This window comes from Arthrobacter sp. SE2 (assembly GCF_058244265.1).
Window position 1 is genome coordinate 235,445 of the sequence record NZ_JBZAYA010000007.1, and the last position, 15,051, is coordinate 250,495.

17 protein-coding genes are annotated in these 15,051 nt (G+C 64.0%); 9 read left to right on the top strand and 8 right to left on the bottom strand.

Features of this window, described 5'->3' with window-relative positions:
* The first annotated feature begins 74 nt into the window (after positions 1-74).
* Positions 75-926, top strand: a complete 852-nt coding sequence (locus tag AC4CS3_RS12370; protein WP_490783726.1) for an SGNH/GDSL hydrolase family protein — start codon at positions 75-77, stop codon at positions 924-926.
* 51 nt (positions 927-977) lie between these two features.
* Here the strand turns inward: AC4CS3_RS12370 and AC4CS3_RS12375 are convergent, their stop codons facing one another.
* On the bottom strand, positions 978-1,571 hold the full coding sequence (locus tag AC4CS3_RS12375; protein WP_490783727.1) for a GNAT family N-acetyltransferase: 594 nt from the start codon (positions 1,569-1,571) through the stop codon (positions 978-980).
* A gap of 146 nt (positions 1,572-1,717) precedes the next feature.
* On the opposite strand from AC4CS3_RS12375, the gene AC4CS3_RS12380 reads away from it, so the two are divergent.
* Positions 1,718-2,662, top strand: a complete 945-nt coding sequence (locus tag AC4CS3_RS12380; RefSeq protein ID WP_490783728.1) for an endonuclease domain-containing protein — start codon at positions 1,718-1,720, stop codon at positions 2,660-2,662.
* Between the two features lie 68 nt (positions 2,663-2,730).
* Here AC4CS3_RS12380 and AC4CS3_RS12385 read toward each other — a convergent pair whose 3' ends face one another.
* The 5 genes from AC4CS3_RS12385 to AC4CS3_RS12405 form a co-directional block, all read right to left on the bottom strand.
* On the bottom strand, positions 2,731-3,594 hold the full coding sequence (locus tag AC4CS3_RS12385; RefSeq protein ID WP_490783729.1) for a 3-hydroxyacyl-CoA dehydrogenase family protein: 864 nt from the start codon (positions 3,592-3,594) through the stop codon (positions 2,731-2,733).
* Position 3,595: 1 nt separating this feature from the next.
* Complete coding sequence (locus tag AC4CS3_RS12390) at positions 3,596-4,396, bottom strand: enoyl-CoA hydratase/isomerase family protein (protein ID WP_490783730.1); 801 nt, start codon at positions 4,394-4,396, stop codon at positions 3,596-3,598.
* Positions 4,396-5,619 (bottom strand): thiolase family protein, encoded by a 1,224-nt coding sequence (locus tag AC4CS3_RS12395; RefSeq protein WP_490783731.1) that lies wholly within the window; start codon positions 5,617-5,619, stop codon positions 4,396-4,398. Before AC4CS3_RS12395 ends, AC4CS3_RS12390 begins: the two co-directional genes overlap by 1 nt.
* Before the next feature lie 223 nt (positions 5,620-5,842).
* Positions 5,843-6,502 carry a pentapeptide repeat-containing protein gene (locus AC4CS3_RS12400; RefSeq protein ID WP_490783732.1) on the bottom strand — a complete coding sequence of 220 codons (660 nt, stop codon included), beginning with the start codon at positions 6,500-6,502 and terminating at the stop codon, positions 5,843-5,845.
* Positions 6,502-6,960, bottom strand: coding sequence for an SRPBCC family protein (locus AC4CS3_RS12405; RefSeq protein WP_490783733.1), 459 nt, complete (start codon positions 6,958-6,960; stop codon positions 6,502-6,504). The genes AC4CS3_RS12400 and AC4CS3_RS12405 overlap by 1 nt, the downstream gene beginning before the upstream one ends.
* Positions 6,961-7,033: 73 nt before the next feature.
* On the opposite strand from AC4CS3_RS12405, the gene AC4CS3_RS12410 reads away from it, so the two are divergent.
* Positions 7,034-7,759, top strand: a complete 726-nt coding sequence (locus tag AC4CS3_RS12410; protein ID WP_490783734.1) for a dienelactone hydrolase family protein — start codon at positions 7,034-7,036, stop codon at positions 7,757-7,759.
* Between the two features lie 122 nt (positions 7,760-7,881).
* Here the strand turns inward: AC4CS3_RS12410 and AC4CS3_RS12415 are convergent, their stop codons facing one another.
* Positions 7,882-9,360, bottom strand: coding sequence for an amino acid permease (locus AC4CS3_RS12415; protein ID WP_345448984.1), 1,479 nt, complete (start codon positions 9,358-9,360; stop codon positions 7,882-7,884).
* 201 nt (positions 9,361-9,561) lie between these two features.
* Between AC4CS3_RS12415 and AC4CS3_RS12420 the strand changes: the two genes are divergently transcribed.
* The 5 genes from AC4CS3_RS12420 to AC4CS3_RS12440 all read left to right on the top strand — a co-directional run bounded on the left by AC4CS3_RS12420 (position 9,562) and on the right by AC4CS3_RS12440 (position 13,925).
* A complete protein-coding gene (locus tag AC4CS3_RS12420) occupies positions 9,562-10,290 on the top strand; it encodes a CPBP family intramembrane glutamic endopeptidase (protein WP_490783735.1) in 729 nt (242 codons plus the stop codon).
* Positions 10,291-10,426: 136 nt separating this feature from the next.
* Positions 10,427-10,864: a VOC family protein gene (locus AC4CS3_RS12425; protein WP_490783736.1), complete on the top strand. Its 438-nt coding sequence runs from the start codon at positions 10,427-10,429 to the stop codon at positions 10,862-10,864.
* A 21-nt stretch (positions 10,865-10,885) separates the two neighbouring features.
* On the top strand, positions 10,886-11,839 hold the full coding sequence (locus tag AC4CS3_RS12430; protein WP_490783737.1) for a 1,4-dihydroxy-2-naphthoyl-CoA synthase: 954 nt from the start codon (positions 10,886-10,888) through the stop codon (positions 11,837-11,839).
* A gap of 9 nt (positions 11,840-11,848) precedes the next feature.
* Complete coding sequence (locus AC4CS3_RS12435; protein ID WP_490783738.1) at positions 11,849-12,982, top strand: AMP-binding protein; 1,134 nt, start codon at positions 11,849-11,851, stop codon at positions 12,980-12,982.
* Between the two features lie 61 nt (positions 12,983-13,043).
* On the top strand, positions 13,044-13,925 hold the full coding sequence (locus tag AC4CS3_RS12440) for a 1,4-dihydroxy-2-naphthoate polyprenyltransferase (RefSeq protein ID WP_490783739.1): 882 nt from the start codon (positions 13,044-13,046) through the stop codon (positions 13,923-13,925).
* A gap of 228 nt (positions 13,926-14,153) precedes the next feature.
* On the opposite strand, the gene AC4CS3_RS12445 is transcribed toward AC4CS3_RS12440, so the two are convergent.
* Positions 14,154-14,462 (bottom strand): DUF4229 domain-containing protein, encoded by a 309-nt coding sequence (locus AC4CS3_RS12445; RefSeq protein WP_437771315.1) that lies wholly within the window; start codon positions 14,460-14,462, stop codon positions 14,154-14,156.
* Between the two features lie 81 nt (positions 14,463-14,543).
* Here AC4CS3_RS12445 and AC4CS3_RS12450 point away from each other — a divergent pair, with 81 nt between their 5' ends.
* Positions 14,544-14,921 (top strand): PLD nuclease N-terminal domain-containing protein, encoded by a 378-nt coding sequence (locus tag AC4CS3_RS12450; RefSeq protein WP_437771316.1) that lies wholly within the window; start codon positions 14,544-14,546, stop codon positions 14,919-14,921.
* Positions 14,922-15,051 lie beyond the last annotated feature (130 nt).

Genomic DNA, 15,051 nt, shown 5'->3' on the forward strand with positions numbered 1-15,051 from the left:
GCCGCAAGACTGCCGGGCTGGGGTAGCCCGCGCCGCCAAGCGGCACTGCAGATCGACATGAGGGGATATCAATCATGCAAGCAGCTAATTCGCGACGTCGGTATGGCCGCCTGGTGGGCGCCGCCGTCGTCCTCGTACTCCTGGCAGCACTCGGAACGGGACCGGCACAGGCGAATCCGACCACAGCGAAACCGGCCGATGTCTATGTGGCCTTGGGCGATTCCTATGCCGCCGGCACGGGCGGCAGCAGTCCGGCTCCGGGCTCGTTGCCGGGCTGCCATCAGAGCTTGGACAGTTACGCCTCCCTTTTGGGCGGGCTGAACCTGGGCTGCTTCGGCGCCACGTCGATTGCCGTCAAGGCAGGCCTGGACAATCTGTCCCCCGCTGACCCTGTTGCGATCGCACTGGGGTCCGCTACCGAAGTCTCGGTGACTGTTGGCGGCAACGACGTCGGCACGGGAGCCGTGGCGGTGGCGTGCACCAGTGCCGATGCCCTGGCCTGCGCTTCGGCCGTGCAGAATGTGGCGAACGCCCTGCCCGCGCTACCCGGCAACATCGTGGCCATGGTTCAGTCGATCCGGCAGAAGGCACCCCACGCCGACATTGTGGTGACCGGCTACCCGCGCTTGTTTACCGTCGGCCCCACAATGCCTCCCGCGCAGAAACAGTTGGCCACCACCCTGAACGGAATGGCTGACCAATTGAATGCCACCATCGCCGGTGCCGCATCCGCCGCAGGTGTGGGCTACGTGAGCGTGACGGAACGGTTCACCGGGCACGGCATCGGTTCCAACAATCCGTGGATCCACTACACACCGCCATCGCCCCTGGATCCGCCAGAGCTCGCGTTGGACAACTTCCACCCCAACGACGCCGGCTACTCCCAGGGCTACCGCACGGCCGTCAACAGCGCGCTCAAAAAGTAGCTGGCCTCAGGCACGAACGCGCGGCGCCGTGTGCGCGTTCGGTGCTCGCGCTCAGGGCCGCTTCGCGAGCCTGAACTCGAGACCGGTGCGGACAGCGGGCCACTCGTGTTCGAGAATCGAGAACACCACGGTGTCGCGGAGCACTCCGTCCGAAGTCCGCGAGTGGTTCCGCAGGACGCCGTCCTGCTTAGCGCCCAACCGTGCGATCGCCTCGCGGGACTGGTGGTTGAGCCAGTGTGTGCGGAATTCGACGGCAGGGCAGCCCAGGGTTTCGAAAGCGTGGCGCAGGAGCAGCAGCTTGGAGTCCGGGTTGCTCCCGCTACTGTGTGCCGAGGCGGCGTTCCACGTGGAGCCGATCTCTACGCGCGGGGTGGCGGCGTCGATGTTCATGTAGGTGGTCATGCCGATCAACTTGCCGTTCGCCTTCAACCGTGTGGCGAAAGGCAACATGGATCCTTGCTCCTGCAGCCCGAGCCGGCGGTCGATCTCAGCGGCCATGCCCTCGGGCGTCGGGACCGAGGTGTACCAGAGTTTCCACAACTCGCCGTCTTTAGCGGCATCCACCAAGCCGTCGTGGTGTTCGGGGCTAAGAGGTTCCAAGGTTACGAAGCGACCGTCCAGGGTCACGGGTGCAATGAGAGTCACCCAGCCAGCCTAACCGACCCAACTAGCTCGCATTTGTTGTCGTTTTGGCGGCTGTAAACGACAACAACTGCGAGTCAGTTGGGGTTCCGGGACGGCTGCCTGTGGATAACTCAAAATGGCGTTCCAGGATTTGCAACGATAGGGCGATGAAGACCCCGCAACCCTTGCCGGTGCTGCTTGCATGCGCCCCGTTCACCTTTCAAGAAGCGGTCGACGCCGGCGTGAGCCTCCGGCGGTTGCGGCACCGATCGCTGCCCGCGCCGAGCCGGAGCATCCGGATTCCGGACCAGGCCTTTGCCCAAGGACAACCAAAGGAGGTCAGTTTCGTCCGGCCCTTCACCGCGGTGACCGAGTTCTCGGCTGCGTCGCACGCCACGGCCTTCTCCCTGTGGTCGTTCCCTGGTTTCCTCCCCGGTAGCGATGATCCGCGCATCCACATTTCACGTCCGGACACCATGGCCATTCCTCGGCGAACCGGAGTGGTTGGGCATGTGGGGCAGTTCTTCGACGACGAAATCACCAGTCTTGACGGCCTTCTTATCACCACGCGCACCCGGACCTGGCTCGATGTGTCCAGGAGGATGAGCGTGGATGAACTGACCGTTGTGGCTGACCACCTGTTGCGGAACCCTCGGCCGGAGTTTGAAGGCCGGACAGAGCCGTACGCAACATTGGAACAATTGGCCGACATGTTGGACCGGCACAAAGGCACTCCGGGGATCCGGAAGGCACGTTTGGCTCTTGAGCAGGCACGGATCGGCTCAGACTCGGCCCCCGAAACGCGGCTCCGGCTGGCCCTTGAAAACGGCGGACTGCCGGAACCCCAACTGAACGTAGCCCTTGAGCTAGGTGCCGGCGTCGTACGTCAACCGGATCTCGCCTATCCGGAACACCGTGTGGCGGTCGAATACGACGGCGAGCCGCATTCCGAGGCGGCCCAGATAGTCCGGGACATCGCCCGAGAAGAGGATTTCGCCCGAGCGGGCTGGCACTTAGTGAGGATCTCCAAACGCCACATGGCAAACGATGCACGGTCCGCCGTCGCGAAAGTCCGTGCCGTGCTTTTGGACCGAGGTTGGACGCCCAAGTGACTCGCATTTGTTGTCGTTATGAGGCCTGAAAACGACAACAAATGCGAGCTAGTTGGGCGTATGAGGCGCTACTCAGCCCAGTCGAAGAATCCCTTGCCGGTCTTGCGTCCCAGCTCGCCGCGGGCAACCTTGTCGCGCAGGATCTGCGGCGGGGCGAAGCGCTCCCCCAGCGTCGAATGCAAGTACTCGGCGATGCCCAGGCGCACGTCCAGGCCCACGATGTCCGTGGTCTTGAGCGGTCCTGTGGGGTGCTTGTAGCCGAGCACCATGGCCGCGTCGATGTCCTTCGCGGAAGCTACGCCTTCTTCCACCATGCGCATCGCCTCAAGCGCGATCGCAACGCCCAGCCGCGACGAGGCAAAGCCGGGCGCATCGTTGACGACGACGGCGGTCTTGCCGAGTGCCTCGGTCCAGCTTTTCGCCGTTGCGGCGAGCTCCGCCGAAGTCTCCTTGGCCAGGACCACCTCGATGAGCGTGGAAGCCGGGACCGGGTTGAAGAAGTGCAGGCCCACGAAATTAGCGGGCCTCCGGAGCTGCGAAGCGAGGCCGGTCACGGAGAGCGACGAGGTATTGGAGGCCAGGAAGGCGTCCGCCGAGAGGTGCTCCTCCACGGCCTTGAGGGCTGCAACCTTGAGCTCGTAGTCCTCGGGCACGGCTTCGACGACGAGCCCGCAGTGGACGAAGGAGTCGTAGTCGGTGGAGGTGCTGAACCGGGACAAAGCTTCTTCGGCGGTTTCCGTCAGGGTGCCTCGGGCAGCGGACTTGGCCACGGCCTCAGCAACGCGGCCTTGCGCGCCGGCGGCGGATTCGTGGTCGCGCTCGACGACGATCACGGTGGCGCCCTTGACCAAAAAAGCATGGGCGATACCGGCGCCCATGCGGCCACCGCCGAGGACACCGACAACATGCGGGATGGCTGGCGTTGCTGTCATTTCAGGTCCTGTCTGGGTTATCGCTAGATTGCTTGGCGCTGGACTGCTTGGCGCTCTTCTTGTCGAGGAACGCCTGCATGCGGTCGAACTTGGCTTGCGATTCGAAAAGCATGCCCTGGGCGAGAGTGTCGATCACGGGGTGCGCCTCGGCCGGAGCATGGAACACGGACTTGGTGATCCGCACCGCCAGGGGATCCTGCCGGCCGATCCGGTCAGCAAGGTTGTGGGCCGCTTCCATCAGCATGGGAGCTTCATGGATCTGGGTGATGAGATTGATGCGAAGGGCCTCCTCGGCACGGAGGACCGCCCCGGCAAGGAGGATCTCCTTGGCGATCGGCTCCCCCACGAGTTCCTTGAGTCGCCACGTGGCCCCGGCCGCAGCCATGATGCCCAGTCCGGTTTCCGGGTTGCCGATGCGCAGGCTGGGCGTGCCGATGCGGAAGTCGGCGGCGTAGGCGAGTTCAGCCCCGCCGCCCAGGCAATAGCCGTCCAGGGCCGCGATGACGGGCATGGGCAGCTTCGCGATCCGCACGAAGATGGTGGAATTGATGCCGCGCAAGGCGTCGTCGCGGCGGCGTTCCCTCAGCTGGCCGATGTCCGCACCTGACGCAAAGACGCCTTCGACGCCGGCAATGATCAGGATTTTCGGCTCGCGTTCAAGGTAATCGCACACCTGATGGAGTTCGTCCACCATCTGCTGGTCGATCGCGTTGCGGACCTCGGGCCGATTCAGCAGCACAGTGACGCGGTCTTCGCGCTCCTCGATGAGCAGGGTTCCGAATTCCTCGGGCTTCAACGCCATTACATGCCTTCCAGGAGAATGGCGGCACCCTGCCCGACGCCGATGCACATGGTTGCGAGGCCGATCTTACGGTCGGCGGTGCCTAGCTCGCGTTCCATGCGGCCCAGCAAGGTGATCGCGATACGCGAGCCGCTGGAACCGAGCGGGTGCCCCAGGGAAATGGCACCGCCGTCGAGGTTCACGATGTCCGGATCCAGGCCCAGACGCCGCATGCTCGCGAGCGATTGCGTCGCGAAGGCTTCATTGAGTTCGACGGCGCCAAGGTCACCGACCGTGAATCCGGAACGGGCCAGGATCTTCTGGGAGGCCGGAACCGGGCCGATGCCCATGATTTCCGGTTCGCAGCCGGCCGAGCCGCCGTCGATAATCCGGGCCCGCGGGGTGAGGCCGAACTTTTCGATGGCAGCCTCGGACGCAACGATGATGGCGGACGCTCCGTCGTTGAGCGAGGAGGAGTTGCCCGCCGTGACAACCGATCCACCGGCAACCACTGGACGGAGCCCGGCGAGGACCTCCATGCTGGTTCCTTCGCGTGGGCCTTCGTCGGTGTCCACCACGGTTTCGCCCTTACGGGTCTTCACGGTGACCGGCACGATCTCTTCCTTGAAGCGGCCGCCGGCAATGGCAGCAAGCGCGCGTTCGTGCGAGCGGACGGCGAAAGCGTCGGCATCCTCACGGGAGATCCCGTCCACCCGGGCAACTTCCTCGGCTGTTTCCGGCATGGAGTAGGTCATTTTGCCGCCGCGGGCGAGCTCGCCTTTGGTGAAAAGCGGGTTGGCGAAGCGCCAGCCGATGGAGGTGTCGAAGATTTGGCCTGGCTTGGCGAAGGCTGTTGAGGGCTTCTCCTGCACCCAGGGGGCCCGGCTCATGGACTCGACGCCGCCTGCCACCACGATGTCCGCTGCCCCGGCCTTGATCATGTGGCTGGCCATGATGATGGCGCTCATTCCGGAGGCACAGAGACGGTTGACCGTGATGCCGGGGATGTGGAGGGGAAGTCCCGCCAAGAGGGTGGCCATGCGGGCAACGTTGCGGTTTTCTTCGCCGGCGCCGTTGGCGTTGCCCAGAATGACTTCGTCAATGGCATCGGGGTCGACACCGGCCCGGGCCACGGCTTCGCGGATCACGAGGGCTGCCAGATCATCAGGACGGACCGCGGAAAGCGCTCCGCCATACCGGCCTACAGGGGTGCGGGCACCGCCAACAAGAAAAGCCTCGACCATGAGAACATCCTTCGCGAAGGGAGCGGGGCCGGTGAATAATTTACCGACCGTTCGTTCTATAAAGATTACACGGCGCCGCCCCGCGGTCAACCGCCCCGCGGTCAACCGCCCCGCGGTCAACCACCCCGCGGTCAACCACCCCGCGGTCAACCACCCCGCGGTCAACCATGACGCGGTCAACCGCCCTGCGGTCAGCCGTCACCTCGGGACCCCGTTGTTCCACTCAGATCACCCGGATACCCAGGTGTCCGGCCAAAAGGGGTGCCAATAGGCTGAGCTGGTAATCATCGATGACCACGCCGGACAGGCCGCCGAGTCCATTGATCATCCGGAAGTCCGAGCCACGCAGGTCCACGTCCTTGAGCTTGGCCCCGGTGACATCCAGCGTCCCGATGGTGCAATCCTTGAGCACCACCCGCGTCGCGGTACAAGCCCCGAGGTCGAGCTCGTTGATGATGCAGCCCGTGATCACCACATCCGTGAGCTTGGATCCACGCAGGTTCAGGAAGTCCAGCTTGCCGCCGTCGATCTTTACCGAATGCCAGGCGCCCTCGTACATCTCCGCGGAACCCCAACGCGGGTTGCTGATCTCCACTTCACGCCACGAAGTGCGTGCAGCGGTAAACACCGGTGCGTAGGGCTCATTCAGGATGCAGTCCCGGAAGGTCGCGCCACGCAGCTGTGCTTCGTTGAAGGAGACTCCGTTGAATTCACACTCGATGAAGTCCGCTCCGCTCAGCTCCGCTCCGTCGGCAACGGCACGGGTGAGGCGGACGCCGTCGTACCGTTCCCCGCGCTGAAAGTCCGGCGCGGGGTCGTCGCGGAGTTCGTCGAGCCTGATCGGGGAGATGCGGGGCGCCGTCACCTTGGCGACCGCCGCCATCAGAGGGCCTCCGCTTTCGCCGCGATCTCGGCGAGATCCTTCGCGAGCGCCTTCCGTGTGACGCTCATCCCGAGCTTGCCGAACGCAGCCATCATGAGCTTGCTGAAGAAAGTCGGCTTGAGGACCTCCGCGCCGAAGAACAACACCAGTTGGGTCCCGCCGTCGCGCTCTTCAAGGGTGAAGCGCGCTGTGTAGTCCGCACCGCCCTGCCGCGCTTTGACCGTGGTGGCGCGCGGCGGATCGCTCTGGGAAACGTGCATTTCGACGGTTTCCTCCCTGCCCATCATGGCGCGGGTTTCCTTCCACCGCGTGCCCTCACCGTAGGCTCCGTCGCTGAGCATCTGAATGGCTTTGACGCCCGAGAGCGTCTTGGCCGAGCCCGGAATATCGCTGATGACGGCCCAGACTTTCTCCCGGGAGGCGTTGATGTGCTGGCTGAGAGTGGTGCTGTGGTCCATGCATCGAGCCTAACCGCGACCGCTGACAAAAGCAGCCGACAAGACACTTGCGGGGTCTGGCAGGATTGCACCCATGGTGCACATCGACTTGAGCGCGGACAGTGTGGCGGCAGGAGGCTCGCGGAGCCTGAAGGGGTACCTTGCCGAGCCCGACGGCGAAGGGCCGTTTCCCGGCGTTGTACTCATCCATGAGGCCTTTGGGCTCGACGACGTGATGCGGCGGCACGCAGACCGGCTCGCCTCGGCCGGTTACTTGACGCTCGCCGTCGACCTCTACAGCGACGGCGGCGCGAGGCGCTGCCTCGTGGCAACCATGCGCTCCCTGATGTCGGGCACGGGCCGGGCATTCACGGATGTGTCCACTGCGCGGACCTGGCTCCGCAACGATGCCCGGTGCACCGGAAAAGTGGGGGTCATCGGTTTCTGCATGGGCGGAGCATTCGCCCTGCTAGCGGCCCACGACGACTTCGACGCCGCCTCCGTGAACTACGGCCAGGTGCCGCGGCGCCTGGAGCAGGCTTTGGAGGGGGCGTGCCCGGTGGTGGCCAACTACGGAGGCAAGGACCGGACGATGCCGGGAGCGGCCGCGAAATTGGAGGCCACTCTGACGAACCTCGGGATCGAGCACGACGTCAAGGAATTCCCGACGGCGGGCCACGCCTTCATGAACGACGTTCCGGTGGGGCCCCGGCCCCTGCGGCCGTTGATGCGGGTGATGGGCATCAAACCCGATCCGGCCGCCGCTCCGGAAGCCTGGCGGCGGATCGAGGACCACTTCGCGAAGCACTTGAGGGACTAGGGGCTACGACGGCGGGCGCCCCCCGGAGCGGGAGGCGCCCGCCGTCGTCGGGCTACTAAGCGTTGGGCCCACGCCGGCGAGGGCCCCTACCTGAGCTTGCGAAGGTTGGGAGCCGGTGGGGACTAGCTAAACAGCTCGCTCTTCGGCTCGTTGTTCTTGACCTTCTGCCAGCCCAGCCACAGCACCAAGGCGAAGAACGGAATGGTGGCCAGGGTCCAGAGGCCAAGGAGGAACACCTCGCCCGTGGCCTTGTCCGTCATGGTGTCCATGCCGATCAGCACGGTGATGGCCAAGAGGGCGACCAGGCCAACCCAGCTGGTCCACGGGGAACCGGGCATCGGCAGGCTGGAAACGTTGCCCTTCTTCTTGCGCAGCGCGATCTGGCTGGCGAAGATCGAACCCCACGTGAAGATGACGCCGATCGAGGCCGTGTTCAGCGCGAGGTCGAAGGCGTGCGAACCGCCCAACCAGATGTTGAGCAGGATGCCCACGAGGTAGACCGCGCCGATTGCCAGGATGGCCGCGTACGGCACGTGGCGGGTGGACATCTTGGTGAGCCATTTGGGGGCATGTCCGTTGTTGGCCATGGTGCGGAAGATGCGGCCGATCGAGTACAGGCCGGAGTTGCATGAGGACAGTGCGGCGGTGATGACGACCATGTTCATGACGTCGCCCATCCACGGCAAGCCCATCTGGCCGAAGACCGTGACGAACGGGGACGTTCCCGCGTGATACTGGTCCGAAGGCAGGAGCATCGCCAGCAACATGACGGAACCGACGTAGAAAACAACAATGCGGATCACGACGGCGCGGATCGCCTTGGGCACTTCGCGTTCCGGGTTCTGCATCTCGCCAGCGGTAATGCCGACCAGTTCAATGGCGTTGTAAGCGAAGATCACAGCGTTGAGGACCAGGATCATCACCAGGCCGCCCTTGGGGAACATGCCGCCATCGGCAGCGAAGAGGTTCCCCACAGAAGCGTGACCGGTGCCGACCTGTGCGTTCGTGACCACCATGAAGGTGCCCACGGCCAGGAAGATCAGGATCGCGGCGACCTTGAGGCAGGAAGCCCAGAACTCGAACTCACCGAAGGCCTTGACGCTGAACAGGTTCACGGCCACCAGCAGTACCAGCGCGGCGATGGCGGACAGCTCAACGGGAACGTTCGGGAAGAAGAACTGGAAGTACAGGCCGATGGCAATGAGTTCGGCGATGCCCGTCATGGCCCAGTTGATGAAGTACATCCAACCGGAGAGGAAGGCGCCCTTTTTGCCGAACATTTCACCGGCGTAGCTGACAAAGGAGCCGGAGGTCTGACGGTACATGATCAGTTCGCCAAGGGCCCGCATCAGCAGGTAGGCAATGACGCCGGCAATGGCGTACGAGAAAATGAGGGCCGGGCCGGTTGAGGCCAGACGTCCACCCGCACCCATGAAGAGGCCGACGCCGATCGCGCCGCCCATCGCGATCATCGTGACGTGGCGGCGGCTCAGGGTCTTCTGGTAGCCCTCGGCGCTGAGGTTTTCGGAAGTTGTAGAGGTACTGGGCGCAGCCAGGGTTCCCGGCTCACGCTGAAGGTCGGTTGTGGTGTTTTGAGGCACAGCTGTTCCTTGTGGGTTGAGGATATGCCGGTCCTGGCTTCATGCGCATCGGCACGAACAATTCGAGCTTTCAACCTGTTGGCGAGTCGAATCAGTAGCGAAAACACGGAAGCATCGAAGGTAAATCCGGCAAAACCATCCTACCCGGTGATTTCGGCGGAGCGTGACGCGGGCAACAAACCGGGGCGTTACGCTGGACGTATGGGCACCATTCCGCCAGCCGGCAGGCTATACCGTTTCACGGGCTTGGACGCTGCGGCTTTCGGACTCTACGCGTCATTGGCGGCCGTTCTGAGCCTAGCCACCGCCCCGGTGACGACTTTCATGCAGCAGGTCTTCCCCGACCCCGCAACCGCCGTCTTCGCCATCAACCTCGCTTTCTACGCTTCGGTGGGCCTGTTCGCGGTTGCGGCCGCGTGGCGCGTCATAGCCCGCGACCTCCTGATCCTGGCGACCCGTCCGTGGTTCACGCTTGCCATGATTCCGCTGTCGATCGTGGCAATGCTGGTGATCACCGCCATTCTGGTGACAGTTACCGGCTCGGCCAAGGAGTCGCAGAACCAACTGGGCCTGCAGTCCCTGGTCCTGCAACTGCCGGCCTGGTTCGTGGTGCCTTTGCTGGTGGTGTTGGGTCCCTTCGTGGAGGAATACCTCTTCAGGCACCTGCTCATCGGTAAGCTGTCCCGCCGCGTCAATATTTGGCTTTGTTGCGTGCTGTCCGTACTTTGTTTCGCCGCCATCCACGTCGTGGGACGTGAAGGCCTGGTATTTCCCGCCCTGGCCCCATACCTCGGAATGGGCGTCGTCCTGGTGGCCGTCTACGTCTGGACAGGCAAGAACGTGATGTTCTCCTACTTCGTTCACGCTGCCAAGAACCTGTTGGCCGTCGTGCTGATCTACGCGATCCCGCCGCAACTCCTGGGCGGCTAACCCACCCAACTAACTCGCACTAAATGTCGTTTTGAGCCCTCAAAACGACAACAAATGCGAGTCAGTTGGGAAACCCGGACCGGAACTGTCCGCTAGGCACTTCCCCGGCCACGCGCCGTCGTCGTAGGTTCAGTCCATGGCACTGAACTTCCAGATAGTGATCGACTGCAAGAATCCGCACGTCCTGGCCGATTGGTGGGCCGAGACGCTCGAGTGGATCGTGGAGCCCCAGGACGAGGCGTTCATCCGGTCCATGGTGGACCAAGGCTTCGCCACGAAGGAAGAAACCACCACCCACAACGGCAAGCTCGTGTGGAAAGACGGTGCGGCGATCGGCCCGGCAGAAGACCAGGACAAAGACACCCGCCGCCGCTTCCTGTTCCAGACCGTTCCAGAGGACAAAACCGTCAAGAACCGGGTTCACTGGGACGTGCGCCTCAACGGACAGGACAAGGACGACGTCCGCGCCGCCCTCGAAGCCCGGGGCGCAAAATACCTGTGGACAGCCAAGCAAGGGCCGCACGAATGGCACACCATGGCCGATCCAGAAGGCAACGAGTTCTGCATCAGCTGAGGGGATTACTAGACTCTGAGGGTGAGCAACGACTTCCCCGCCAAGGTATCCGACGTCTTTGACCCGTCCCGCTGGCGTACAGTGTCCGGTTTCGACGATTTCCAGGACATGACGTACCACAGGCAGGTCGAGCGGGACGCAGACGGAAAAGTGACGAGGGACCTTCCGACGGTCCGGGTCGCCTTCAACCGTCCGGAGGTTCGCAACGCTTTCCGCCCCGGCACCGTTGACGAGCTTTACCGCGCCATGGACCACGCCCGGATGACCCCGGATGTCGCCACAGTGCTCCTCACGGGAAACGGCCCCTCCCCCAAGGACGGCGGCCATTCCTTCTGTTCCGGCGGGGACCAGCGGATCCGCGGCCGCGACGGCTATCGGTACGCCGACGGCGAGACGCAGGAGAGCATCGACCCCGCCCGGGCCGGCCGCCTGCATATCCTGGAAGTCCAGCGGCTCATGCGGACCATGCCCAAGGTGGTCATCGCCGTCGTGAACGGCTGGGCCGCTGGTGGCGGGCATTCGCTACACGTTGTCTCGGACCTCACCATCGCCTCGCGCGAGCACGGCAAGTTCAAGCAGACCGACGCCACTGTGGGAAGTTTCGACGCCGGCTACGGCTCGGCGCTGCTCGCCCGCCAGATCGGGCAGAAAGCCTCCCGCGAGATCTTTTTCCTGGCCCGTGAGTATTCCGCGGAGGACATGGTCCGCATGGGTGCCGTCAACGAAGCCGTGGACCATGAGCGCCTCGAGGAGGTCGCCCTGGAGTATGCCGCGGACATCGCGCGCCAATCCCCGCAGGCCATCCGCATGCTCAAGTTCGCCTTCAACCTGGCCGACGACGGCCTGGCCGGCCAGCAGGTGTTCGCCGGCGAGGCCACGCGCCTGGCCTACATGACGGACGAAGCCGTGGAGGGCAAGGAAGCCTTCCTCGAGAAGCGCGATCCGGACTGGTCCAACTTTCCGTACTACTTCTAGGACTCGCCCGTGAACATCGATCCCGTTCTCAAAGCCCTGGCAGCCGCCCTCCACGACGAGGGACCCGCCGTCGAAATCATCATCCCGGAAGACGGCACCCCGGTGGCCGTCCCCGTTGAAACGCCCGGTTTCGAGGACGCCGCCGTAGTGGTCCGCACTTCCGGTTCCACCGGTACACCCAAGGCCACGGTGCTCACGGTCGATGAGCTCGCCGCTTCTTCCATGGCCACCGCCATCGCGCTCCGGGGCGAGGGCCAATGGCTCCTGGCCCTGCCGCTGCAATACGTCGCCGGGGTTCAGGTGCTGGTCCGCTCGCTCTTCGCGGGCACGCGCCCGTGGGCCATGGACCTTTCGAATGGCTTCACTCCGGAGGCCTTCACCGCCGCCGCCGAAGAGCTGACCGACACGATCCGCTTCACCTCCTTGGTGCCGACGCAGCTGCAGAGGCTCCTGGACTCACCATCGCCGCAGACCGTCGCAGTACTTCGCCGTTTCAACGGCATCCTCCTAGGCGGCGCGCCTGCACCCGCCCCACTGCTGGACGCCGCCAGGGAGGCCGGACTGAAGGTCGTGACCACCTATGGCTCCGCCGAGACGTGCGGCGGTTGCGTGTACGACGGAAGGCCGCTTGAGGGCGTCCAGGTCATGCTCGACGACGACGGCCGGGTCCTCCTGGGCGGCGACACTGTGGCTTCCGGTTACCTGGACGCGCCCGAGGCGAACGCCAAAGCGTTCTTCGAGGAGGACGGCACCCGCTGGTACCGCACCAACGATCTCGGCGAGCTCGCCGACGACGGAACCCTCACGGTGCTGGGACGCGCCGACGACGTCATCATCACCGGCGGCGTGAAAGCCTCCGCCGCGTTTATCCAGGCGGAGCTTGAAAAGTTCGACGGCGTCACGGCGGCTTTCGTGGCCGGGGTGCCTTCCCGCGAGTGGGGCCAGGCGGTGGCAGCTTATGTTGCCGTCGAGGACAGCTCCCCGGAAAGCATCGCGGCCTACAAGGCCCGCTGCCAGGAATCGCTAGGGACCCTCGCTCCCAAAACGGTGCTGACCACGGATGGCCTCATCATGCTCCCCAATGGAAAGCCGGACCGGCTGGCGATGATCGAGCTTCTCACCGAGGTGCATCAGGGAGAATAGACCCGTCCTCCCTGACCGTCATTTGCCTTCCCCCAACGCGAAACAACACGAGGTACTGAACGTGGCAACAGCTGCACAATGGATTCAAGGCGCCCGCCTGCGCACCCTGCCGGCTGCGATCGCGCCGGTGCTGATCGGCACAGCGGCCGCCTACGAGCTGCAATCTTTCCGGCTCTTGAATGCCATCCTCGCCGCCCTCGTGGCGCTGCTCCTGCAGATCGGGGTCAACTACGCCAACGACTACTCCGACGGTATCCGTGGCACTGATGAGGACCGCGTGGGTCCGCTCCGGCTTGTTGGCTCCGGTGTAGCACGCCCGGCACAGGTCAAGTGGGCTGCCTTCGGCGCGTTCGGCCTGGCCATGATATTCGGCCTGGTACTGGTGATCATCACGCAGAGCTGGTGGCTGATCCTGGTGGGAATCGGCTGCGTCCTTGCTGCGTGGGGGTACACCGGCGGCAAGAACCCGTACGGCTACATGGGCTTTGGCGACCTGTTCGTGTTTGTTTTCTTCGGCCTGGTGGCAACGCTCGGCACCACCTACACGCAGGCCGGACAAGTGAGCCTTCCGGCCGTCATCGGCGCCATCGGCACGGGATTGATTGCGTGTGCCTTGCTGATGGCCAACAATGTGCGGGATATCCCCACGGATACGGCGGCAGGCAAGCGGACGCTGGCGGTGCGACTTGGCGACCGCCACGCCCGCGAGAGTTACGTCCTGATGCTGGCCGTGGCGATCCTGTTGGTCGTGATACTGGCGCCCACCAAGCCGTGGATGCTGATAGTGCTGCTGCTGATCCCTGCCTGCCTCATGCCGGCTTGGCTCATGGTCAACGGCCGGAAGCGCAAGAGCCTTATCCCGGTGCTCAAGCAGACCGGAATGATCAACCTTGGCTACAGCGTGCTGTTCTCACTGGGCCTCATCCTGAGCCACGGCTTCTAACCCTCGCTCACATATAGCCCCGTTTCCCCAAACCCTCGCTCACATATAGCCCCGTTTCCCCAAACCCTCGCTCACATCATGTGAGCGGGCGTCGGTCGAAAGTGCCGCATATGTGAGCGAGCGTCGGTGGAAAGTGCCGCATATGTGAGCGGGCGTCGGTGGAAAGTGCCGCATATGTGAGCGGGCGTCTTCCCCCGGGGACCTAGCTCACATCTCGGCTTTGGGCTTCTAGGATTCCTTGGGGCGGCGGTCGTTCTCGACCTTTACCGCAGGGTTTTCATCGACCAGCCGGTCCTCGATCGAGGCATCTTCAATCTCCAACGCAGAGCGGATGGGCTTGGCCCGCCCGGAGAAACGTTCGCGCATGGCGGCAGTGGCGGCGTCGCGCTGCTTCTGGAAGAACAGGTAGCTGATGGCGAACGCGATGAGGCCCGCGAAAATCGCCGCGAGGAACAAACCCGTCTGCAGGAGGGCGAAGATGACGAAGAGCGGTACGAAGATCGCAAGGCGGATCAGGGAGTATTTGAGGAAAGCCACGGATCAAGTTTAGCCTCACAGCCTGATTGCACCCTGATCGCACAGCTATCACCGGACCCGACGGCGACTAGACTTGACGGTATGCTCCGCGTTGTTGCAGTTGTGGCCGTCCTGCTCGTGTTCGTCTATGGGCTGGTGGACGTCATTCGCACCGACCGCCGCTCTACCCGGGGAATTTCCAAACCTGCATGGATTGTGGTGATGATCCTGCTGCCGGTCCTCGGCGCGGTTCTCTGGTTCCTTATAGGCCGTCCCTACAACATCCGGCCTACCCCGCAGCCCGCGAGCCATCCCACAGCCCCCGACGACGACCCCGACTTTCTCCGGAACCTGGAGGTCCGCCGTCGCAACCAGGCCGAAGCCGAACGGCTGAAGAAGCTCAAGGCCGACCTCGAAGCCAAGGAACGCAAGCTCAAGGGCGAATCCAAGGCCGACGACAGCGGCGACGTCAACAGCTGACGGCCCCGCTGAGACGCTGAGGGACTCCCTTCCTGACCTCTTTTGAAACGCGAACGACGGCGGCACGCCCGCAAGTGGCGGTTTCTAGGGGTCGTTGCAACACCTGTTGGCTAAGTAGTCAAGATTAGAT